Source organism: Citrobacter sp. Cb028, from assembly GCF_030336705.1.
GTDB lineage: Bacteria > Pseudomonadota > Gammaproteobacteria > Enterobacterales > Enterobacteriaceae > Citrobacter > Citrobacter braakii.
The window spans coordinates 44,030-67,851 of sequence record NZ_JAOWCZ010000028.1; the positions used below are offsets into that span (position 1 = coordinate 44,030).

General features: G+C 54.0%; 18 protein-coding genes and 1 pseudogene. 6 read left to right on the forward strand and 13 right to left on the reverse strand.

Features of this window, described 5'->3' with window-relative positions:
* Positions 1–47: 47 nt before the first annotated feature.
* From mtnN to OGV75_RS05135, 3 genes are read left to right on the forward strand one after another with little or no spacing between them, the layout of a single operon-like run.
* Positions 48–746 (forward strand): 5'-methylthioadenosine/S-adenosylhomocysteine nucleosidase, encoded by a 699-nt coding sequence (mtnN, locus tag OGV75_RS05125; protein ID WP_016151752.1) that lies wholly within the window; start codon positions 48–50, stop codon positions 744–746.
* Positions 739–1,539: a vitamin B12 ABC transporter substrate-binding protein BtuF gene (gene btuF, locus OGV75_RS05130; RefSeq protein WP_016155723.1), complete on the forward strand. Its 801-nt coding sequence runs from the start codon at positions 739–741 to the stop codon at positions 1,537–1,539. Before mtnN ends, btuF begins: the two co-directional genes overlap by 8 nt.
* A 38-nt stretch (positions 1,540–1,577) precedes the next feature.
* Positions 1,578–2,201: a TRIC cation channel family protein gene (locus OGV75_RS05135; RefSeq protein ID WP_006686772.1), complete on the forward strand. Its 624-nt coding sequence runs from the start codon at positions 1,578–1,580 to the stop codon at positions 2,199–2,201.
* A 119-nt stretch (positions 2,202–2,320) separates the two neighbouring features.
* Here OGV75_RS05135 and erpA read toward each other — a convergent pair whose 3' ends face one another.
* The 3 genes and pseudogenes from erpA to clcA all read right to left on the reverse strand — a co-directional run bounded on the left by erpA (position 2,321) and on the right by clcA (position 4,168).
* A complete protein-coding gene (gene erpA / locus OGV75_RS05140) occupies positions 2,321–2,665 on the reverse strand; it encodes an iron-sulfur cluster insertion protein ErpA (RefSeq protein ID WP_003018581.1) in 345 nt (114 codons plus the stop codon).
* Positions 2,658–2,723 (reverse strand): annotated as a pseudogene (yadW, locus tag OGV75_RS05145) (small protein YadW). Before yadW ends, erpA begins: the two are co-directional and overlap by 8 nt.
* A 23-nt stretch (positions 2,724–2,746) precedes the next feature.
* Entirely contained in the window at positions 2,747–4,168 is a 1,422-nt protein-coding gene (gene clcA / locus OGV75_RS05150) for a H(+)/Cl(-) exchange transporter ClcA (protein ID WP_019078400.1), read from the reverse strand.
* Between the two features lie 168 nt (positions 4,169–4,336).
* Here clcA and hemL point away from each other — a divergent pair, with 168 nt between their 5' ends.
* Complete coding sequence (gene hemL, locus OGV75_RS05155; protein WP_016151749.1) at positions 4,337–5,617, forward strand: glutamate-1-semialdehyde 2,1-aminomutase; 1,281 nt, start codon at positions 4,337–4,339, stop codon at positions 5,615–5,617.
* 100 nt (positions 5,618–5,717) lie between these two features.
* On the opposite strand, the gene fhuB is transcribed toward hemL, so the two are convergent.
* The 10 genes from fhuB to hrpB form a co-directional block, all read right to left on the reverse strand.
* Positions 5,718–7,700: a Fe(3+)-hydroxamate ABC transporter permease FhuB gene (gene fhuB / locus OGV75_RS05160; protein WP_019078398.1), complete on the reverse strand. Its 1,983-nt coding sequence runs from the start codon at positions 7,698–7,700 to the stop codon at positions 5,718–5,720.
* Positions 7,697–8,587 carry a Fe(3+)-hydroxamate ABC transporter substrate-binding protein FhuD gene (gene fhuD / locus OGV75_RS05165; protein WP_200013962.1) on the reverse strand — a complete coding sequence of 297 codons (891 nt, stop codon included), beginning with the start codon at positions 8,585–8,587 and terminating at the stop codon, positions 7,697–7,699. The genes fhuB and fhuD overlap by 4 nt, the downstream gene beginning before the upstream one ends.
* A complete protein-coding gene (fhuC, locus tag OGV75_RS05170) occupies positions 8,587–9,384 on the reverse strand; it encodes a Fe3+-hydroxamate ABC transporter ATP-binding protein FhuC (RefSeq protein ID WP_003845793.1) in 798 nt (265 codons plus the stop codon). The genes fhuD and fhuC overlap by 1 nt, the downstream gene beginning before the upstream one ends.
* A 47-nt stretch (positions 9,385–9,431) precedes the next feature.
* The gene (fhuA, locus tag OGV75_RS05175; protein ID WP_016151746.1) at positions 9,432–11,681 is read right to left on the reverse strand and encodes a ferrichrome porin FhuA; all 2,250 of its coding nucleotides are present in this window, start codon (positions 11,679–11,681) and stop codon (positions 9,432–9,434) included.
* A gap of 223 nt (positions 11,682–11,904) precedes the next feature.
* Positions 11,905–12,900, reverse strand: coding sequence for a fimbrial protein (locus tag OGV75_RS05180; RefSeq protein WP_082137235.1), 996 nt, complete (start codon positions 12,898–12,900; stop codon positions 11,905–11,907).
* A 14-nt stretch (positions 12,901–12,914) separates the two neighbouring features.
* Positions 12,915–15,401: a fimbria/pilus outer membrane usher protein gene (locus OGV75_RS05185; RefSeq protein ID WP_131405610.1), complete on the reverse strand. Its 2,487-nt coding sequence runs from the start codon at positions 15,399–15,401 to the stop codon at positions 12,915–12,917.
* Positions 15,402–15,432: 31 nt separating this feature from the next.
* Positions 15,433–16,146, reverse strand: a complete 714-nt coding sequence (locus OGV75_RS05190) for a fimbrial biogenesis chaperone (protein ID WP_047358498.1) — start codon at positions 16,144–16,146, stop codon at positions 15,433–15,435.
* A 51-nt stretch (positions 16,147–16,197) separates the two neighbouring features.
* Positions 16,198–16,740, reverse strand: coding sequence for a fimbrial protein (locus OGV75_RS05195; protein WP_047358497.1), 543 nt, complete (start codon positions 16,738–16,740; stop codon positions 16,198–16,200).
* Positions 16,741–17,373: 633 nt separating this feature from the next.
* Positions 17,374–19,914 (reverse strand): bifunctional glycosyl transferase/transpeptidase, encoded by a 2,541-nt coding sequence (gene mrcB / locus OGV75_RS05200; RefSeq protein WP_016151745.1) that lies wholly within the window; start codon positions 19,912–19,914, stop codon positions 17,374–17,376.
* Positions 19,915–20,049: 135 nt separating this feature from the next.
* Entirely contained in the window at positions 20,050–22,479 is a 2,430-nt protein-coding gene (gene hrpB, locus OGV75_RS05205) for an ATP-dependent helicase HrpB (RefSeq protein WP_286480411.1), read from the reverse strand.
* A gap of 73 nt (positions 22,480–22,552) precedes the next feature.
* Here hrpB and thpR point away from each other — a divergent pair, with 73 nt between their 5' ends.
* Together thpR and sfsA are read left to right on the forward strand one after the other, a co-directional pair.
* Complete coding sequence (gene thpR / locus OGV75_RS05210) at positions 22,553–23,083, forward strand: RNA 2',3'-cyclic phosphodiesterase (RefSeq protein WP_016155716.1); 531 nt, start codon at positions 22,553–22,555, stop codon at positions 23,081–23,083.
* 15 nt (positions 23,084–23,098) lie between these two features.
* A complete protein-coding gene (gene sfsA / locus OGV75_RS05215; protein ID WP_115190982.1) occupies positions 23,099–23,803 on the forward strand; it encodes a DNA/RNA nuclease SfsA in 705 nt (234 codons plus the stop codon).
* The last annotated feature ends 19 nt before the right edge of the window (positions 23,804–23,822 follow it).

Below are 23,822 nucleotides of genomic sequence, written 5' to 3' on the forward strand. Positions count from 1 at the left end.
CGCATGATAGACTATGCCCTCAAATCTGGCTTATCGCGAGTAAATCTATGAAAATCGGCATCATTGGTGCAATGGAAGAAGAAGTTACGCTGCTGCGTGACAAAATCGAAAACCGTCAGACCCTCTCTCTCGGCGGTTGTGAAATTTACACCGGCCAACTGAACGGTACAGAGGTTGCGCTACTGAAATCAGGTATCGGTAAAGTGGCGGCGGCGCTGGGCGCTACGCTGCTGCTTGAACGCTGCAAGCCGGATGCCATCATTAACACCGGTTCCGCGGGCGGCCTGGCCTCTACGCTGAAAGTCGGCGATATTGTGGTTTCTGACGAAGCGCGCTATCACGATGCCGACGTTACCGCCTTTGGCTATGAATTTGGTCAGTTACCGGGCTGCCCGGCTGGTTTTAAAGCCGATCCTGCGCTGATTGCTGCAGCAGAATCCTGCATTGCGCAACTCAATCTGAACGCCGTTCGCGGACTTATCGTCAGCGGCGATGCCTTCATTAATGGCTCCGTGGGTCTGGCTAAAATTAAGCATAACTTCCCGCAGGCCATTGCCGTTGAGATGGAAGCGACCGCGATTGCGCATGTTTGCCATAACTTCAATGTGCCGTTTGTCGTGGTTCGCGCCATCTCTGACGTCGCCGATCAGCAGTCCCATCTCAGCTTTGACGAGTTCCTGGTTGTTGCCGCGAAACAGTCAAGCCTGATGGTTGAAACGCTGGTACAGAAACTGGCGCATGGCTAAATTACTCTCCAGGGCGCTGGTCGCCCTGCTATTCACTCTTCCGGCGTTTCTGTATGCCGCACCGCGTGTTGTGACGCTTTCTCCAGCCAATACCGAACTCGCCTTTGCCGCCGGCATTACACCCGTAGGCGTCAGTAGCTACTCAAACTACCCGCCAGCGGCCAAAAATATCGAGGAGGTTTCCACCTGGCAAGGTATGAACCTTGAACGCATTGTGGCGCTTAAACCGGATTTAGTCGTCGCCTGGCGCGGGGGAAATGCTGAGCGGCAGGTGAATCAACTGACCGCCCTGGGAATTAAGGTCATCTGGGTGGACGCCGTTACCATCGAGCAGGTCGCCGATGCGCTCCGCCAGCTGGCAGCGTGGAGCCCAAAGCCTGAGCAGGCCAAACAGGCGGCGCAAACCATGCTTGATGACTATGCTTTACTAAAATCTCGGTATGCCAACAAACCGAAAAAACGCGTGTTTCTCCAGTTTGGCGCAAATCCTCTGTTTACCAGTGGAAAAGGCTCCATTCAGCACGAAGTTCTTGAGGTATGCGGTGGAGAAAACATCTTTGCCGGCAGTCGGGTCCCCTGGCCACAGGTTAGCCGTGAGCAGGTCCTGGCACGAGCGCCCCAGGCTATTGTTGCAACCGGAGGACCAGGCGAAACTCTGAAAATTGAACAATACTGGGGAAACCAGCTAAAAATACCCATTATTACACTTAATAGTGACTGGTTCGAACGCGCGAGCCCGCGTATTATCCTCGCCGCAAAACAACTCTGTAATGCGCTTTCACAGATAAATTAGCGCCTGCCCCCCACCAGGTCTGTTGTGAGGATTTAAAAATGCTCGTCTATTGGCTGGATATTGTCGGCACCGCGGTATTTGCTATCTCTGGCGTCTTACTGGCCGGAAAATTGCGAATGGACCCGTTTGGCGTCCTAGTCCTCGGGGTGGTTACCGCCGTTGGCGGCGGAACGATCCGCGATATGGCGCTGGATCATGGGCCGGTATTTTGGGTTAAGGATCCCACCGATCTGGTGGTGGCAATGATCACCAGCATGCTGACAATCCTGCTGGTACGTCAGCCACGACGTTTACCGAAGTGGATCCTTCCGGTGCTGGATGCCGTTGGCCTGGCTGTGTTCGTGGGGATTGGCGTCAATAAAGCATTTCTCGCAGGGACGGGCCCCCTGGTGGCGATCTGTATGGGGGTGATTACCGGTGTCGGCGGCGGGATCATTCGCGACGTGTTAGCTCGTGAAGTCCCGATGATTCTGCGCACCGAAATCTACGCCACGGCATGTATTATCGGCGGGATCGTGCATGCGACGGCGTTTTATACCTTTAATGTATCGCTAGAAAACGCCAGTATGATGGGGATGATCGTCACCCTGCTGATTAGGCTTGCCGCCATTCGCTGGCATTTGAAATTGCCGACGTTTGCACTGGATGATAACGGGCGTTGATGTGATGATGCAAAACATGTAGGCCGGATAAGGCGTTTACGCCGCCAACCGGCACATTGCCCGGTGGCGCTACGCTTACCGGGCCTACACCATCAGACCATCGGTATTACAGACAGCAATCAGATGCTGAAAGAAGAACCACACCCGCAGGTGCTTTTCGCATTGGGGTTAGTCACAACGAAGCGGGAACCTTCCAGACCTTCGGTATAGTCAACCGCGCCGCCCACCAGATATTGCAGGCTCATCGGATCAACCACCAGACCCACACCTTGTTTCTCAATGGTCATATCACCATCGTTCACCTGATCATCAAAGGTGAAACCGTACTGGAAACCGCTGCAACCACCGCCGGTGATATACACGCGTAATTTCAGATTCGGGTTATCTTCGTCAGCGATCAGGCTTTTTACTTTATTGGCTGCTGCTTCAGTAAATTGCAGTGGCAGCGCTACGTCATCACTCATATTTTGCTCCAAACGACATTGGCAATTGGGCAAATTATAACCCAATGGTTAAGGCCATTATCTAATACCCTGGTATTTCGTTCAAGTATTCTCGCCAGCGGCGGTACTCTGGCTTTTTGCCGCCTGCTCCGCTTCCTGTTTTGCCAGCGTGCGGGCAAGGATAGTCGAGTATAGCGGCTTTCCACCCATAAATTGGGCTAATAGTGTTGCGCCAAGACAGGTAATAATCATTGGCAAAATGAGCTGATAGTTATCGGTCATCTCCAGCACCAGTACAATACCGGTTAGCGGTGCACGTACCGAAGCCGCCAGCAAAGCTCCCATTCCGGCAATGGCAAAGGTTCCGGCCTCCAGATGATACTGTGGAAAAGAGGCCGCCGCGGCCATACCGAACGCAGTGCCAAGTAATGTGCCCAACGCCAGCATCGGGGCAAAAATCCCACCGGGCGCGCCGGACGAGAAGCACAACAGCGTGGTGATCACCCGGGTAATAAATATAAACAGCAGTAAACCGACGCTAAAATTACCCGCCGCGGCGATAGGAATCAGGTTAAACCCGCCGCCTGCCGCTTCCGGTTTAATTAATCCCAGGATCCCACACAGGCCACCAATCGCGCCGCCCATCAGCACCCATTTTTTAATTTCACCGCCGTGGAAGCGCTGGAACATATCCTGGGTACGCAACACCATGGTGTTGAACAACGGCCCGACACAGCCAAAAATAAGCCCCAGCACAAGATACAGCCACAGCGTATTTACCGGCGCATTAGACAGCTTCCCGACTTCAATAATCGGTGCTTCACCGTTGAACACACGAAACACGATGCTCGACATAATAACGCCGGTAAACACGGCTTTGATCGAGACGAGGTTATAGCGAAACTGCGGGCGCATCTCTTCAATAATGAACAGGATCCCCGCCAGAGGCGCATTAAACGCCGCCGACAAACCCGCAGCCGCACCGGTGGCCAGCAGGGTATGTCGCGCTTCAGCGCTGCGCATGCGGAAAATATCCAGCACCATGCGCCCAATGTTCCCGCCTATCTGTACGGTCGGCCCTTCTCGCCCGAGCACCATACCGGCTCCCAGCGTGCCCATGCCGCCAATAAATTTCACCGGCAGAACGCGCCACCAGCGCACAGGTCGTAGCTCTTCCAGCGCGCCTTCAATCTCAGGGATCCCCGAGCCTCCCGCTTCCGGCGCAAATTTACGAACCAGAAAATAGCCGACCATCGCCAGCAATGCAGAGAGAATAAACGCCAGCGGCCACAGCAGAATGGCATGGTCCGCAACCTGGGCCAGGGCGCCAATGCGCTGATTTTGCACCCAGGTCACCGCTTTCTCAAATGCCACGCCAACAAGCCCCGTCACGGTACCGACAACGGCGGCCATCAACAGGATCGCCAGCGGCGTTTTATCGCGTTCCAGGAGTCGACGGATTTGATCCCTGCGGCGTAAACGCACAATTTGTTGTGCTTCAAAAGAGGGAGAGTCAGTCTTCATCAGATGATCATTAATTGGTAATACAAATACGGAATCGGCATTCTACTCGCACATTTCACGAAAATCCCCTGCAAATCGCATTGTTTCAAATGCGTAAAACTTTCATAACCTTCTCTGAATAACTAGAATAGCGGGCATTTACTTTTTCTACGAACCAGGACCCCATCCATGAGTAAGTCTGAAAATCTCTACAGCGCAGCACGCGAACTTATCCCTGGCGGCGTTAACTCCCCCGTTCGCGCCTTTACTGGCGTGGGTGGTACTCCGCTGTTTATCGAAAAAGCGGACGGCGCGTATCTGTACGATGTCGATGGTAAAGCCTATGTCGATTACGTCGGTTCCTGGGGACCGATGGTACTGGGCCATAACCACCCGGCAATTCGCAATGCGGTGATTGAAGCCGCAGAGCGCGGTTTAAGCTTCGGCGCGCCGACCGAGATGGAAGTGAAAATGGCGGAGCTGGTCACTGAACTTGTGCCGACCATGGATATGGTGCGTATGGTGAACTCCGGTACGGAAGCGACGATGAGCGCCATCCGTCTGGCGCGCGGTTTCACCGGTCGCGATAAGATCATCAAATTTGAAGGCTGCTATCACGGTCATGCCGACTGCCTGCTGGTTAAAGCTGGTTCCGGCGCGTTAACGCTGGGTCAGCCAAACTCCCCGGGCGTTCCAGCCGATTTTGCGAAACACACCCTGACCTGCACCTACAACGATCTCTCTTCAGTTCGTGCGGCATTTGAACAGTATCCGCAGGAGATCGCCTGCATTATCGTTGAGCCGGTCGCAGGCAACATGAACTGCATCCCGCCGCTGCCAGAATTCCTGCCGGGCCTGCGTGCCCTGTGTGATGAGTTTGGCGCACTGTTGATCATCGATGAAGTCATGACCGGTTTCCGCGTGGCGCTGGCCGGTGCGCAGGATTATTACGGCGTCGTTCCGGATCTGACCTGCCTTGGCAAAATCATCGGTGGCGGGATGCCCGTTGGCGCATTCGGCGGTCGCCGTGATGTGATGGACGCGCTGGCGCCGACCGGTCCGGTGTATCAGGCGGGTACGCTTTCAGGTAACCCGATTGCGATGGCGGCAGGTTTTGCTTGTCTGAACGAAGTGGCCCAGCCGGGTATTCATGAAACGCTAAATGAACTGACGACGCGTCTGGCGGAAGGTCTGCTGGAAGCCGCCGCAGAAACGAATATTCCGCTGGTGGTTAACCATGTGGGCGGGATGTTCGGGATTTTCTTCACCGATGCAGAAACCGTGACCTGCTATCAGGATGTGATGGCATGCGACGTTGAACGCTTCAAGCGTTTCTTCCACATGATGCTGGATGAAGGGATTTACCTGGCGCCGTCCGCCTTCGAAGCGGGCTTTATGTCCGTCGCGCACAGTGAAGACGATATCAATAACACCATCGACGCCGCGCGCCGGGTGTTTGCGAAATTGTAAAAGATAACGCCCAGAAATAACGTAGGCCGGGTAAGGCGAAGCCGCCACCCGGCTTTTTTATTGCCGAATGGCGACGCAGCCTAAATGGAAGGGTTAAACCTCAGCGACTCTGCTTACGTAGCAGATAGATAAAGTACGGCGCGCCAATAAACGTCGACAGTAATCCTGCCGGGATCTGGTACGGAAACAGCACCATCCTGCCGCACCAGTCAGCAAAGACCAGCAGCACACCTCCCGCCAGCGCCGAAATCAGCATATGCGGCATCGCGCGACGAAAACCCATCATTCGGGCAATATGCGGAGCCATCAGCCCGACAAAACTCAACGGTCCAATGGTCATGGTTGCTGTCGCCGTTAGTCCCGCAGCCAACAGCAGTAACCCCACGCGTGACGGCGTGATCGCCATACCCACCGCACGCGCCGTATCGCCGCCGAGCGGTAAAATCGTCAGCCAACGACGACACAGCGGTGTCAGTGCCAGCAGGATAACCATCACAATCCCGGTGCGCAGTACCTGTTCGCCCGTCGCGTTATAAGTTGAGCCGGAGATCCAGGTCAGCACGCCCGCCATACGCGGATCGCCGCTGGCCTGCAGCATCATCAACAACATAGTAAACGCCGTACTGAGCGCCATCCCTGCCAGCAGCATACGGTGCGGCGAAAAACCACCGCGCCCGGCGGCAATCATAATGATAAGCAAGGTGACCGCAGCCCCGAGGCTCCCTGCGGGCAGCAGCCAGCCAAAGGCATTTCCGGGGACCAGAAACAGCATTAACACCACGCCAAATGCCGCGCCGGAGCTAATGCCCAGAACTTCCGGGCTAGCCATTGGGTTTCCGGTCAGACGCTGAATAATACAGCCCGCTACCGCCAGCATAACCCCGGCAATCAACGCCGCCAGAATACGTGGCCAGCGCCAGGGCATCAGTTCATCCAGCATCGCGCCGCTGGCCCATGTCCAGCCGTGCGCATCGCGGCCAAACGACAGCGCCACCACCAGAGTCAGCAGCAAAACCACCCCGCCCGCCAGCGCAAACATCAGTACATTCTGACGCTCCGCGGCGATACGGTTGCTGGCATTCATATCCGGTGCGCTCATACTTCTAAGGCGCGGCAACAACCACAGCAGCAATGGCGCGCCAATCAGCGCCGTCACCGAACCGGTGGAGACCTCCATCCATACGCGGGTCAGCCACAGAATGATTTGGTCAGAGAGCCAGAGGATCAACGCACCAATCAGCGGGGCCAGCATCAGACGCGCCAACAGACGCCGCGCGCCGAGCATTTTCGCCAGCAGCGGTGCAAAGAGGCCAATAAAGCCGATAATCCCAACCGCGTTAACCAGCAAGGCGCTGATGACAATCGCCAGCGATAAGGCCGCCAGGCGCGCCAGCGACAACGCCAGACCGAGGTTACGCGCCACGCCGTCATCCAGTCCCATCAGCGTCATTGGACGCAACAGCAGCAGAGTCAGCATCACGCCGCCCAGCAGCTGTGGCCACAGTCGCTGTACGCCGCTCCAGTCGGTTTGGGTTAGCGTGCCGCTGCTCCATAAAAACATGCTTTGCAGTTGATCGTGATGGAAGATAACCATCAACTGGTTAATCGCCCCGCAGTACAGGCTGACCACCAGTCCGGCGAGGATTAACGTCACCGGAGAAAGACGTTTGCCCCAGGCGACGCCAAACACCAGCGCCCCAACGACACAAGCACCTGCCAGCGCAGCAAATTGCGTGGTGAGCGCACCGGGAATAGCCCACAGCGTCGTGACGGTAATGCCCAACTGCGCACCGGTCGCAACACCTAGCGTGGTTGGCTCCGCCAGTGGGTTACGCAGCACTTGCTGAAACAATACGCCGACCAGTCCCAGCCCGGCACCGACCAACAGCGAAATAGCCAGCCTCGGCAGCAGGCTGTAGTGGAAAACCATCTGTTTAATGGCATCGATATCCGGTGACCAGATAGCCTGTTGCCACTGGTTGCGCGGTAGCGCAACGGAGAAGTTAACCCATGTGAGCCAACAGGCGGCAACAAACAGAACCGTCAGCAGGAGAATGGGGAACAGCGCGATACGTTTACTCACGCTTTGCCTCCCAGCGCATTATCCAGAATGCGGGCAAAATGCATGGCTGATAGCGTTGCGCCATAGAACCAGACGGCCGGCACGCACTGAAAACGTCCGCTGCGAACAAAGGGCATCGCCTGCCACAACGGCGTAGACATCAGTGCAGCCATCTCTTTATCGTTGCCGTGATCAAAGCACAATACATCGACATCCTGAAAAGCAGCCAGACGGTCAATACTCACGGCAGTGCTGCCCCAAAAGTTTGTCTCTCCCTGCCAGGCGTTGGGGATCCCATATTCGTCCAGCACGTCCTGAAACAGGCTGTTTGGGCCAAACACCAGCATATGCCGCGAATCAAGCAGGGAGGTGAGAAGCACAGGGCGCGCGCCGCGTTGAATGAAGCGCGGCTTCAGGCTGGCAATAAAACGATCGTACTCAGTCAGATGGCGTTCAGCAGAGGCCTGCAGATTGAACAATTGCGCCATTTCCTGCAGCGATTGTCGCGCAACGACCAGCGGTTTTTTACCGTCGCTGAAGTTAAATCCCCGACCAGGTGCAATACGTGCCAGCTTTTCCGGGGAAGGACCATATCCTGCCGACCAGAGCAGAAACGAGGGTTTCATTTCGGTCAGCAGTTCAAGATTGGGTTCCGTGCGTAGCCCGACATCAATCACCGAGTCCGGTAGAGGTGGCTCACTGACCCACAGCTTGTAGTTAGGGATATCCGCAATGCCATACGGCGTAATACCCAGCGCCAGCAACAGCTCTACCGGCAGCCATTCCAGCGCCACAATACGCTGCGGATCAATCGCCGCGGCGGACGCCGTATTCATCCGCCACAGCAGCGGCGAGAGCGCCATCGCCGTAAGCAGACGCCGACGGGTAATATGATGTAATTCAATCATTAATAGACAAAACTCACGGGTGCGGCACCGGCCGGATGCGGCAAAATGCCCATCGGGATACCGTAAATCTGTTCCAGAGTTTCACTGCGCATCAGTTCAGCAGGCGTTCCTTGCGCAATCATTTCACCACCGCGCAGCGCAACTAAGTAATCGCAGTAGCGGGCCGCCATGTTGATATCATGCAGCACCGCAATCACCGTTAGCCCACGCTGCTGGCTTAAGCGATGCACCAGCGCCAGCACGTCAACCTGATGAGCGATATCCAGCGCGGAAGTCGGCTCATCAAGCAGCAGACAGCGGCTGTCCTGCGCCACCAGCATGGCAATCCACGCACGCTGGCGTTCTCCGCCGGACAGGCTATCCACCAGGCGGTGCGCCAGCGGTTTTAAGCCGACCAACGAAATAGCTTCTTCTACTTTCTCTCTGTCGGCAACGCCAAAACGTCCCAGCGCCCCGTGCCACGGATAGCGGCCAATCGCCACCAGTTCACGCACCGTCATCCCTTCGGCCTGCGGCAACTGCTGCGGCAGATAGGCGACCTTGCGGGCAAACGCTTTACTGCTCCAGTTCTCCAGCGGCTGTTCGTCGAGCAGGATTTCACCTTCCGACGGCGGCTGATGACGTCCCAGCATTTTCAATAACGTCGATTTTCCGGACCCGTTGTGGCCGATAAGGCCGGTTACTTTCCCCACCGGAAAAGTTAATGAGAGAGGATGCAAAAGCGTGCGGCCAGGCACACGAAAGGAGACATTACGCAACGCGAAAGTGGTGTCGGGATGGGATCTGTTTTCCTGCATAGCAGCCAACTTGTAAAACGGGCACGCAAAGCGTGCCCAAAAAGAAATTAGAAACGGAAGGTTGCGGTTGCAACGACCTGACGTTCTGCGCCCCAGAAGCAGCCATAGGTATTGAAGCAGCTGGCGACGTACTCACGGTCAAACAGGTTGTTCACATGCAGCGCCACGTTGGAACCCGCCATGCCGACGCGCGCCAGATCGTAACGTACTAACGCATCCACCAGCGTATAGCTTCCCACTTTGAAGGAGTTTGCCGGATCGCCATAGCTGGAGCCAGTATAACGAACACCCGTACCCAATGTCAGCCCGGAAAGCGCGCCGTCATAAAGGGTGTAATCCCCCCACAGTGATGCCATATGTTTTGGCACCTGAGCAGGCGTGTTACCTTTGTAGTTGGTGTCAGTGGTGTATTCCGCATCGGTATAGGTATAAGAACCGACCACGTTAACGCTGGCTGACAGCGCCGCTTTCGCTTCAATTTCCACACCACGTGAGCGAATTTCACCGCCTTCAACTGACCAGAATGATCCGTTCGGGTCGGCCATCAGGTTGTTGGTTTTGGTCAACTGGTAAACAGCACCGGTGATCACGATCGGACGATCGCTCGGCACATACTTCACGCCCGCTTCGTACTGCTTACCTTTAGATGGAGTAAAGATATTACCGCTTTCCCCGACCTGAGAACTAGGTTCAAACGATTCGCTGTAGCTGAAATACGGAGTCACACCGTTGTCGAACAGGTAGTTAACACCGCCACGCCAGGTGAACTGTCTGTCATCACGGGAATCCAGCACGCCAGAAACACGGTTCAGTGAGTCCTGCTTAGCCCAGTCGTAACGACCACCCAGAGTGACCAGCACCTTATCCCACTGCATCTGATCCTGAGCGTACAGGCCCGTTTGTTCCTGTTTATTCAGAACTCGGTAGGCAGCGCCCGGTCCAGTATGTGCCCCAAAATCAAAGTCGCTGCGATCAAGGTTATAAATATCTGAAGGCGCTACCGAACCAGCCCAACCAAACCAGGAGTTGATATCGTTACGCATCCGCATATAGTCAACGCCAGTCAGCAATGTGTGATCCACGGAACCGGTAGCGAATTTGCTCTGCAACTGGGTATCAACAGCGAAGTTCTGCAATTTCTCATTATCGTCAACATACTGACGAGTCAGCGTGTGAGCCCACTCGGACTGAGGAACGCTGGCGCAAGGACTGTTAGCCGGATCCTTTGTATAGAGCGGATCAGAGCACATACCGTAGCCATACACGCTGTTCTGCGAAACCTTGTTTTGCGCGTAACGCAGGTTCTGACGCACGGTAAAGGTGTCGTTAAATTCGTGGTCGAAGCTGTAGCCCACCATCTTCTCGTTACGAGAGTAGGTATTGTTGTTCGCACCTTCGTTGAAATCGGTAGGCAGACGCTTGCCGTTCGGCAGCTCAGTCACCGTCCCCTCTTTGGGCAACCAGCCGTAATAGCCAGTTTCCGGCTCGTTCTGGAAGTAGGAGAGGAAGGTAAAGTTCGTTTTATCATCTGGACGCCATGTGAACGATGGCGCGATGGCGTAGCGTTGTTCTTCCGCGCCCTGCTGCTGCGCATTCGCGGAACGCGCCAGGCCGGTCAGGCGGTATGAGTACACACCATCGTCATCCAGCGCATCGCTGAAGTCAAAACCGGTCTGGAACAGGCTGTCAGTGCCCATCTTGAACTGAATTTCTTTTAACGGCTCTGTGGTCGGGCGTTTGCTGACCATGTTCAACAAGCCACCAGGGTTACTCTTTCCGTAAAGAACGGAAACCGGACCGCGCATCACTTCAGCGCGTTCCAGCATATACGGGTCGATTACCGCATCGTTGTAGAAGTTACCCTGCATCTTCAGGCCATTCAGATAGTTATTCTGACTTTGGCCGTCGGCGGCAAATCCGCGAATAATCAGGTAGTCATAGGTGTTAGACGCGCCGCGGGTGCCTACGGCTACGCCTGGCGTGTAGCTGAGCGCCTCTTTAACTGATTTCGGCTGATGCAACGCCATCTCTTCGGCGGTGACCACTGAAATAGACTGAGGAACTTTTTGAATCGGGGTGTCAGTTTTGGTCGCCGTAGCAGACTGTCGTGCGGCGATGGTTGCCGCTGGCCCCCATGCGCTTTCTTGTGCGGCAGGTGCAGCAGTTACGGTGATGGTTTCTTCTTTCGGGTCAACCGCCGCCTGTGCATAGACAGACATGCCGCTAACCGCTGTGGCTACCACTACTGCGATTTTACGCAGCGATGAACTTGGCTGAGCAGTTTTAAGACGCGCCATTGGTATTTCTCTGATGAAAGTGAATGATAACGTAAACGAGAATTATTATTATAACGGCAGCATAATATTCGAAACTCTGGCGAGATAGCAAGCAATACGCGTCCCTACTAAAACTGAGGGGTTAAGAAATAACCAGATGAAAAGAAAGGGTTAATAAATTAGGCTGGAATGTTAGGGCTCAGAAGGAGCCCCGTGGGGGGTATCGCGTCTGCACAAATGAACATTAGCGGTAATACACTTCAAAGGTAGCCACAGCATCGACTTGACCTCCCTTCACGTTACCCGTTTTGATATAGCGCGCCTGAAGTGGAATGGTCACCGACTGATCCTTCGTCGTTTGCGCGACCGCCGTATAGTTACGATCAAACTGCAGCACGTTATCGTTACTGTCCAGAATTTGAATACCGACACCGTCGGCAGCGTGATCGCCCGTAGCAATGTTCAGGATATTGCCGTCAGTAACACCGGTCGAGCCCGCGGAGGTGAATTGATAGTCAATCTGAATGCCCGCATCGCAGTTATTGAGCTGAATTTTAAAGCTGTCATCGGACACCGTTTTGGAAACACCATTAGTCAATTCGCTGGCAACGATTGTCGAAAGCGGAGCCAGAATATGGCTCTCCACCAGGTTGCAACTGTTTGACAGAACGTTGACAGGGGCAGGAGAAAATCTGATCCTCGCCACGGTTAATCCATCATATATCCAGTCGGCATTTAACCGTGCAGGATCAATGTCTCCAAGACCCACCTCTCCGGTGGCGACAAACTGAACCTGAGCACGTGAATGAATAGTATACGTACTCTTGCTTTGGGTTCGTGACGACCCCAGATGTATAGGTGTCACCAGAGCTCCTGACGTTATTGCCTGGCCGTCCTTTACCCATGCCATGCGCACACCAATACCCGCGATATTGGTCTGGTAAACCCGAGGTAACGGATTATCGGTACGTTCATCGCTGTCAGTTAATACGGTATAACCGGTATAAATTGCACCATCGCTGTTACAGGAAACAGTGGCTATATTGCCTGATACCTCCTGCGTATAGAGGATAGTTCCAGGTTCTACATCCGCATTAACCGTCAACGCTGGAATGGTAATCGTTGACGTCGAAGGCTCACCGTCACCTGAAATAGAACAACTGGCGCTTACGGTCTGAGAACACATAAGCAACCCAGCACACAGCAGCCCCCGACGCCACCCTTTAATCATCCTTTGCATATTGCCTCCTTTTATCAATGGCAGTTGAGCGTTGCGGTGAAAATTCCCGGTTCCGGTTGTGCCGGAACCCTCACATCCGCCGAGCAGCGCTGCTGCGCCGTATCACCCCATTGCGCGGTCACGCGCTGCGTACCTTTTAACCCGGTGACAAACACTTCGCCGTCTCCGCCAACGATAGAGGTTGCCCCATCCATACTTAGCATCGCGCCAAAAGGCACAACCCCCTGGCCATGTCGCAAAGTCAACAAGGCACGTTTACCCGAGCGCGCGGTAAAGTCTGCCGCCACTACCGCACCTTTAGTCGGAATCACGTCCAGAGACGCATCCTGAATATCTAAATCATCGCGCCCGAGGGTATTCACAGTGATGGTATTGCGCCGATAGTTGGTTAAGGTCGGCACAATCGCATTGCCCCAACGGTCGGTATACACCCCTTGTGAATTCTGTATTTTGACGTTATCGCCATCAGCGATATGCACCACCGCAAAGGCATCCTGGATTGATTGTCCCAGCGTTATTCCCTGCGAGTGCGCGACAACGGATCCCTGTGCGCTATAGCCCCACTGTCTGCTGTCTTGCTGATAGCTATAATTAGCGCTGAATTCCCCCACTGAAGCCCGATAACGCGAGGAGAGATAGGCGCCGTAGCCCACGTTATTATCGGTATAGGTTTGCTGGAGGTTGTAATTTACGTTGTTATTTTCCAGCAGCGTGCCGCTTACACCCACCTGGTGCGAGGTATTACCTTTTTTCGAACTGGTCAGATTGTAGGTTCCCCAGGAGTTTGCCAGCCAGCGCGAGAGCGGAACGTTAATCGAAATAGAAACCTGCTGGTCGTTATCGGTCGATGGTGTTTTTGTCAGGCTGTAGTTCAGCGACCAGTTAACGCCCTGCCAGCTGCTGCTGTAACCAAAGCTGATGCTGCGCTCATGGCCTTCCATTTCCCAGTAGTCCTGCTGATAGGCGTTGGCATACACCGATCCCCAGCTATGTAACGACTGTGAAAGGTTTAGCTGTAAGCGACTGCGGCGGTTATAAGCATTGCGATAGCTGTAGATGCTGTCATCGTCGTAGGTATTATTTCGCTGATCGAGAGCCTCCTGAAAGGTATAGAATCCGGAGGTGGAATAACGATAGCTGGCCAGCGTGACCGTGGTATTGGTTAGCGGAAAATCTTTTGCGTACTGCGCGCGCCACGACTGTCCATTCGCATCCGCGCATCCGTTGTCAAACGAGGTTCTCGCCGCCGTCAGATCCGCCGACAGCGAACCAAAATCGCGTAAATCGGCCCCGATACCGACCAGTCCTGCGCGATACATTGACGCGCCCTGCAGACCGCCGTAAGCGGTAATTCCGTAAGGTAAGCCATAAATTGCCGTCGCCTGACCGAATTGCGGCCCCTCGCCATTATTAACATCGCGATATTTCCCAGCTGCCAGGCTGTACTTCAACGCGCCTTCACGTTGCATAATCGGCACCGAGGAACTGGCCTGAATAAAACTGCGCGTTGTACCGTCGGCCTCCGTCACGGTGACTTCCAGATCCGCTCCTGCCGTGACCTGGGTTAAATCACGGATTTCAAACGGGCCAGGCGAGACGTTGGTCTGGTAGATGGTATAACCGTTTTGTTTGATGGTCACTTTGGCATCGCTGTCAGCTATCCCGCGTACCACCGGGGCGAACCCCTGTATTCCACTGGGCAGCATGCTGGCATCGGTCTCCAGCTTAACCCCGGTCATTTGTACACCGTCGAACAGTTCGCCGTTGGTGTAGGTTTGCCCAAGCTGAAGCTGGCTGCGTAGGCTTTTGATATCACGCTCCAGCGTTGTGCTTACAGATTGCCAGCCGCTGTCATCCCCCCAGTTGCTGGAATTGCGCACCCGCCACGGGCCGATGTTCATACCCGAATTGAGGTTTGCCCAGGTGGAGGCGCTGTTATTCGCCCCATTCGACTGCTGACGAGAGCCCGATACATAGTAACTGGTCCACAACGCTGGAATTCCATCGTCCCAAGAGGAGGGTTTGCTTTCGCCCGAAACTTGTTTGTCGCGGTAAATTTGCGGAATACGCAATTGCAGTACCTGAACTTCTGGGCTGAAGTCATAGCGCGCATCCGCAATATACTCACTAATATCGCCCAGCAGCGTATTTTCATTAATATTATTAAATGCCGGAACAGTATCGACTTTGACGCCTAATTCGCGCAGTTCCGCTTTGGTAAATTGCGGAATCAGTTTGCTGTTATCTTTTGAAAGGAGGTAATTTAAATTTCGTTTATCGATACGTTCCTGATCCCAGACAATGGACGTTAAATAGCGTCCGGGAGATAACCCATTATGGCGTAAATAAGCCTCAAGCGCACCGGTATTCTCCAGCGGCGTCCCCGTTTCCAGCGCGTTGAGATTGAAATAATCGTCAGCGCAAACGGAGCCACTCGCCGTCAATATCGCGAATGTCAGCGTATTGAGTGCAAAAAGCCGGACAGTACGATGAGAAGTCATAAATGCCACCCGTAAGAAATCGATAGCTCATTTACAGCGACTGTTTCCACTGTCCGGTTTCTGATCCGTAATCATTAATTGCGGTCCAGACAACGTTACCTTTTACTGCCGATGACAACGGAAAACGCTGCTCAGCAAATGGTGCGACCATCATGGTTAATGCCGAAGGAGTGTTTTGCTCTGATGCTGCTTTAATCTCTGTTCCCGCTACTTTTAGATGTCCGAAGGTGACATAGAATGGGGTGGGATTTTTCACCACTAACTGGTTTTGGCTACGGCTAAACTGTAATGACTGCCAGGCCGTTTTCGCCTCACTTTCCCTCAACGTGGCCGGCCGATAGAACAGCTTTAATTTGCTCTTAATGGCAAATTGCAACGTGTTGTTATCGCGTAATTCTTCAGGGATCGCAGACACAGATTTGATATTCGCCATAAACAGCGATTCGCGGTCCTGTGGCAAAGCAGATTTATTACCGGTATAAACTACGTGCAGCAGCGTCTGGCGATTTTCCTCCAGTTTATAAATCGGTGGTGTGATAATAAATGGCGCTTTACTATCATCAATATTACTGACCCAACTATGCACCAGATAACGTTTATCATTATCTTTATTTTTTAATGTTACCTGCACTTCAGACTGGTTGGCAGGATAAATAATTCGCGTTCCACCAACCACTACGCCAGCATAAGCAATATGAATGCCAGTAGTTAACACCAGGGCTAATGTGGTAATGAGTCGTTTCATTTTTCAATTCCATTGAAATACTGGCCCAGCCTGGGCCAGATTTTATGACAATTAACGATAAATCAGGGTATAGGTTGCTTGCGCGCTATAATCACCGGTAGTCGGAACCATACTGCCAACCTGGATAACTTCAGCTTTATAATTAAACACCACGCTGTCGCCATTGGCCTTGTTCAGCGACACATCAGGATCTGAGCCATCAAATTTTACGTAATTACTGCTGCCTTCCGGCAACATACGCACGCCGAGGTTCGTCGCGGTCCCTGTCGGTTGTAATACTTCCTCGTTATATCCGGCGATACGCGTGCCATCAAATTTGATATTGAGGTTGGCAATCGCGGCATCACATTCCGTCAGCGTGATTGCAACAGATTGTGAATCTCCCACTTGCTTATCTGCGCCAAATGCAGTTTGTGAAAGATTATTAAACGTCACCGTACCATTTGTCGTAGTACCGTTAACATCCACTACGCAGCTATCAGGAATAATCTTTCCGTTAAAGGTTACGGTTCCCGTATCAACGGCTAACGCAGGCATCGCGGCTCCCGCCAATACACTGCTAACAAACAACGAGGTGAGAATTTTTTTGCACATAACGTATTCCTTACATATGTTCACAAAAAAGAAACAGAGGAAAATAAATTTTAACGAAAGGAAATAGAGACTGACTGGAGATACAGATGCAACAACATCACCAAATATATAATATATCTTTATCATCAACCCAAAAACATTCCTTTGCGTGATCTATTATACGATTCATAACTAATAAAAGCGAACCGATATATTAACCCAAGCAGATACAAAATATTTATAATTCCTTTTCTTTCATAAACATAACAACAAAAACAATATTTTCTTAACATTGAATTAAGCAATATTCAATTCATTCATTAAAACAATATAAAACATCACCCCATGAATCCCAAAAATAAGAAATGCGAAAAAAAGCACAAAATTGCGAGTAAAATTAGTCAATACCGAATACATATGAAAAAGTAATATATTGGGTCTATGATTAACAGCCCGGGAGGGGACTGCAAATACCTCAACAGCTTAATATTACTCACAGCAGCGATTCACCACGAAATGAGATCCATAACAAATTAGTGACTATGCGCGAAGACATTCAGAACACAGAGAGAAGGGAAAGGTAATAGCAACGCGAGGGAGAAGCCCCCAACACCGGCCTATGCCGATGCGGGGGAAGAACAGTGAAAACCAAAATCAGTTACTGCCGAACATATCCTTTATCCAGCCAGCGACACCGTCGCTATCTTTCTTTTCCTGCTGCGCCGGTTGTTGCTGCTGCTGTTGAGGCTGCTGCTGCGGCGTTGACTGATCGAACGGATTCCCGGTCGGCTGTTGCATCATTTCACCTTGCTGACACAGCGAATCAGGATCGGTAGTCCATACCGGAAGCGTACGCATCCCCCCGCTACAAACGAAGTTACCGTCGTAGTCCACGCCCATATCCACCACATCTTCCGGCGGCGTCAGCACCAGCGGTGTTGGCGTCTGGTTAGCCAGATAACGCTGATAAATCGACATCGCACCGCTGGCACCGTACAGCTTGGTTGGCTGGTTGTTATCACGGCCCACCCAGGTGATGGTTACCTGGCTGCCGTCGATCCCGGCAAACCAGGTATCCACGTTGTTGTTAGTGGTCCCGGTTTTCCCTGCCAGATGAAGCCCAGGATATTTCGCGCCAAGCTGACGCCCCGTACCACGCTGAACCACCTGTTGCATGGTCCACAGCGTCATATACGCCGCCTGCGCCGGAACGGCACGCTCGGCCTGCGGGAAGCTCTGATACAGCACCGTCCCATCTTCGGCAATCACCGAACGCAGCGCCGACAGCGGCGCGCGGTTCCCGCCGCTGGCGATAGTCTGGAACGCCTGCGCCACTTCGATCGGCGTCAGGTTCAACGCCCCCAGCAGCATGGCTGGAACCGGATTAAGCTGATCTTTCGGCGCGCCCAGCTTCAGCCAGGTATCGGTGACGGCAGGCAGGCCCAGCGCCATCCCCAGATTTACCGTTGGCACGTTCATTGAGCGCGTTAACGCATCCACCAGCATCACTTTTCCGCTTTCGCTATAGCGACGGTCATCGTTCTGCGGCGACCACACCTGGCCGTTAGGCTGGCGCAGCGCAATCGGGGCATCGGCAATCCAGGTATTTAGACGATACAGCTTCGGCTGGCTGAGCGCGGTCAGATAGGTCGCTGGTTTAGCCAAAGAACCAATCGAACGACGTGCCTGCATCGCACGGTTATAACCAGCGAACTGCGGTTCTGCCCCACCAACCATGGCACGCACTTCGCCGCTAAAGCGGTCGACCACCACAATCGCGGTTTCCAGATCGCTTAGCTTACGTTGTTTCTTCAGCACCGGAATACCTTCCACCGCCGCTTTTTCTGCAGCATCCTGCGCCACGGAATCAAAGGTGGTGAAAATCTTCACACCGGAGAGGTCTTTAACTTTATCGCCCAGCTTTGCCTGTAGCTCCTGGCGCACCATCTGCATAAAGGCGGGCTGCGGTGAGATCACCCCACCACGCGGCTGTACGCCTAACGGACGCGCGCTCAGCATGTCATACAGATCCTGGTCGATAATCTGCTGCTGTTGTAGTAAACGCAGCACCAGGTTACGACGCTCCAGTGCCAGCTTCGGGTTACGCCACGGGTTATAGATTGACGCCCCTTTAACCATCCCTACCAGCAGCGCTTGCTGGTCGAGGCTCAGCTCTTCCACCGGACGGCCAAAGTAGTAAAGGCTCGCCAGCGGGAAGCCGCGGATCTCATTGTCACCACTTTGACCGAGATAGACTTCGTTCATGTACAGCTCAAGAATGCGGTCTTTGCTGTAACGCGCATCCATGATCAGCGCCATATAGGCTTCGTTGGCTTTACGCCAATAGGAACGTTCGCTGGACAGGAACAGGTTTTTCACCAGTTGCTGGGTCAGCGTACTGGCCCCTTGTACCGTGCGCCCCGCCGTCAGGTTCGCCAGCACCGCACGGCCAATGGAATAGAGGCTGATACCGTCATGCTCATAGAAGTGACGATCTTCGGTCGCTAGCAGCGTGTCCACCAGCAGATCCGGGAATCCACTGCGCGGGACAAACAGGCGCTGCTCACCGTTAGGCGAAGAGAGCATGGTAATCAGCCGCGGATCGAGACGGAAGAAACCGAACTGGCGGTTGTTATCCATATTCTCGATAGTATCCAGATGGTCGCCATCAAAGGTCAGACGCGCGCGCACCTGCCCTTCTTTACTGTCCGGAAAATCAAACGGACGACGGATCATCTCGATGCTTTTCGCCTGCACGGTGAATTCGCCAGGGCGCGTCATCTTCGTCACCTGACGATACTGCGTAGCCTCCAGCAGTTTCACCATCTCGTTCTTGCCGATCGGCATTTCTGGCTCAAGGTTAACCATACGGCCATATACTGCCGCAGGAAGCTGCCAGACTTTACCATCTATACGGCTGCGGATTTTTTGGTCCAGATAAACGCCGTAAATGGCGATCAGCACCAAAAAAACAATCGACAGTTTTACCAGCAGCCAGAACCAGCCGCGTTTACCACGAGGCTTACGCCCTTTGCCTTTACCCTTACGCGGCATCGGTTCTTCATCCTCATAGTCATCATCATCATAATCGTCGTCATACTCTTCATCTCTGAGTTGACGACGGCTCACCTTTTGTTTCACCGGACGCGAGGGTTTCCCTTTACGTCCAATTGGCTCGCGGTCATTCCCCGCCATGCTTTTTCTCCGCAACATTCAGGCGCAAGGGCCCGATTCTCTGTTCTTCCGTCAGTTAACAGAAGAAGAAATCTCTCAATTTACTGCCGTGTTTATACCGGATGACGGCTTCGCTTTATCCGGCCTACAGTTTCATTACGAATACTTCTTTGTTCGCCGCGTTGGCGCGGTATTCGCCGGATCGTCCGGCCAGACATGTTTGGGATAGCGCCCTTTCATCTCTTTTTGCACCTCACGGTACGATCCCTGCCAGAACGCGCTCAAATCACTCGTTACCTGCAGCGGTCGTTGGGCCGGAGACAGCAGTTCCAGCACCAGCGGCACGCGCCCCTCGGCGATGGTTGGGGTCTTCGCTTCACCAAACATTTCCTGCATCCGAACCGCCAATACCGGAGGGTTATCCTCATGATAGCGAATGGCAATCCGGCTTCCCGTCGGCACAGTGTAATGCGCTGGCAGTTCACTATCCAGACGTTGCAGCATTGACCAATCCAGCAAACCGCGCAACGCCTGACCCACATTTAGCGCTTTTAACGCGCGTAACGAGTGCACACCGCTCATGTGCGGCAGCAGCCAGCTCTCCAGCGTCGCCAGCAGAGAATCCTCATCTACCGCGGGCCAGTTATACTCTGGCAACCAGTTTGCCGCACATTGCAGACGCAGGCGAAACTGCTCGGCTTCCGGCGTCCAGTTGAGCACACTTAGCCCTTTATCGCGAATGCCGTTCAACATCGCCAGATGCAACTCCTCTTCCGAGGGTTTGGCCAGCGCCTGTACTTTTACCGTTAGCTGGCCAATGCGCGACCGACGCAATGCTTTTAACGTTCCCTGAGTTTCATCCCATTCGATGGTGTCAGATTGTTGTAGCAGTTCAGGGCATGCCTGTATCAGCACCTCGATATCCAGCGGCAGAGCCAGCAGAATACGCGCATCCGGCGAAGCGCTGCCCTGCAGTAACAGCGGCGCAATCAGCCATTCATGGCGTCCGGAGGCGTCATCGGCATCCAGCATTGCCCCCATGCCATTCGCCAGTTGATAGCGCCCTTCCTGCCCGCGCCGACGCGCGATCCGATCGGCAAACGCCTGCGCCAGTAATGAGGGGAGCAGCGCGCTGTCCGGCTGTCCGCTGCGAACGTTAAGCCGTTTCAGTAATTGTTGACTGCGCTGCTGCCAGGCGGGCTGATTTCGTGAAAACGCTACAGCCAGATCGGTACTGCCACCGCGCGGCGGCTCTTCCAGAATCGCAGCCAGTTTTGCCGCCGTTGCCACTTCATTGTCATTGTTGGCGCTAACCAGCATAGCCGCTAAACGGGGGTCGTTACCCAACGTCGCCATTTTCTGCCCCGTGGCACTGAGCCTGTCACCCTCAAGCGCCCCCAGCATCTGCAGCAGCCGCTTTGCCGCCTGCAGGTTGATGGCGGGCGGTGTATCCAGCCAGTTCAGTTGCTCAGGGTCGGTGCATCCCCATTGCAGTAACTCCATCAGCAGTCCGGACAGGTCGCTCTGTAAAATCTCCGGTTCTCCCTGTGCCGCCGCTCTTTCCGCCTGCTCTTTGGCAAGTAAATGTAGGCAGATACCGGGTTCCAGACGGCCCGCGCGTCCCGCTCGCTGGGTCATCGAGGCCTGGCTTATGCGTTGGGTAATCAGTCGCGTTAAACCGGTACGCGCATCATAGCGCGCCACGCGCTCCTGGGCGCAGTCCACCACCAGCCGGATGCCTTCGATCGTTAAGCTGGTTTCGGCAATATTGGTCGCCAGCACCACTTTGCGTTTGCCTTGCGGAGCGGGCAAAATCGCCTGACGCTGCTCGGCAAGCGTCAGCGCGCCGTACAGTGGGCACAACAACACATCGCTGCCCACACGCGTTGCCAGTTGCTCCTGCACGCGCTGGATTTCCCCTACACCCGGTAAAAACAGCAGCAGCGACCCGCTTTCATGGCGCAGGAGTTCTGCCGTCGCTATCGCTACCGCTTCAGCAAAACGCAGATGCGCCGCCAACGGCTGATATCGTCGATCAACGGGAAAAGCGCGGCCTTCAGAAACGATCGTCGGCGCATCAGGCAACATCTGCTGCAAACGCCCGTTGTCCAAAGTGGCAGACATGATCAACAGTTTCAGATCGTCACGCAGCCCTTGCTGCACATCCAGCAACAGCGCCAGCGCCAGGTCGGCCTGCAAACTCCGCTCGTGAAATTCGTCGAGGATGATCAGCCCAACGCCCGTCAATTCGGGGTCGCGCTGGATCATGCGCGTCAGAACCCCCTCCGTCACCACCTCAAGGCGGGTCTGCGGCCCTACGCAGCTTTGCGCACGCATGCGATACCCCACGGTCTCGCCAGGCTTTTCATTCAGCAATTCCGCCAACCGCTGCGCCACATTGCGTGCTGCCAGACGCCGCGGCTCCAGCAAAATAATCCGTCCCTTGATACCGCGATGTTCAAGGAGTCGCAACGGCAGCCAGGTTGATTTCCCGGCACCGGTCGGCGCCGTCAGCAAAACCTGCGACGAGGCATCAAGGGCGGTAAGTAGTTCAGGCACTACGGCGGCAACGGGCAACGACGTCACAAATGACTCCAGAGGGTTAACATTCTTCGCGCTGCATTGTAGCATCGCGTTAATTCATAACCGAGTATCCATCATGTCTGAGCCAAAAAGGCTGTTCTTTGCGATTGAATTGCCTGGCGAGGTTCGGGAGCAGTTAATCCACTGGCGGGCCGCGCAGTTCCCCCCTGAAGCGGGTCGTCCCGTCGCCGCCGATAATCTGCATCTGACGCTCGCCTTTTTGGGCGACGTCAGCGCTGAGAAGCAGCATGCGTTAACGCAGCTTGCAGGGCGTATTCGCCAGCCGGGTTTTACGCTCAAACTCGACGATGCCGGGCAATGGCTGCGCTCGCGAGTCGTGTGGTTGGGAATGCGTCAGCCGCCGCGCGGGCTGCTGCAGTTGGCGAACATGTTGCGGGCACAAGCCGCACGCAGTGGGTGCCACCAGAGCCCGCAGCCGTTTCACCCGCATATCACGCTGCTGCGTGACGCCGGTCACGCGGTATCTATCCCTCCGCCAGGGTTTGGCTGGTCGTTTCCGGTAACAGAGTTTGGGCTTTATTCCTCCTCATTCATGCGAGGACGCACGCGTTACACGCAGTTGCAACGCTGGACGCTGACTGAATAATCAAAGGAACTGTTCATGCAATTTTCTCCACCTTTACAACCTGCAACGCTCATTCAACGCTATAAGCGTTTTTTAGCGGATGTGATCACACCGGATGGCACAACGTTAACGCTACACTGCCCCAATACGGGAGCCATGACCGGCTGCGCAACGCCGGGAGATACAGTTTGGTATTCGACATCAGAAAATACTAAACGAAAATATCCACATACCTGGGAATTAACGCAAACCCAATCCGGTGCACTTATTTGTGTTAACACGCTGTGGGCCAATAGATTAACGAAAGAGGCTATTCAGCGTTCGTTAATTTCGGAAGTTTCAGGCTACAGCACCTTGAAAAGTGAAGTAAAATACGGCGCCGAAGGGAGCCGCATCGACTTTTTGTTACAGGCGGATTCCCGACCTGACTGCTATATTGAAGTGAAATCAGTCACGTTGGCGGAAAAAGATCAGGGTTATTTTCCCGATGCCATCACTGAACGAGGTCAGAAACATCTTCGGGAATTGATGAGCGTAGCGGCCGAAGGCAAGCGCGCGGTGATATTTTTCGCGGTGTTGCATTCAGCCATTACACGGTTTTCACCCGCGCGCCATATCGATGCAAAATATGCGCAATTATTAGTTGAAGCACAGCTTAAGGGGGTAGAAATTCTGGTTTATAAAGCGGAACTTTCTGCCCATGGTATGACTCTTAAAGAGCCGTTGCCCATTACCTTGTAATGGTGTAAACATTCGGTTA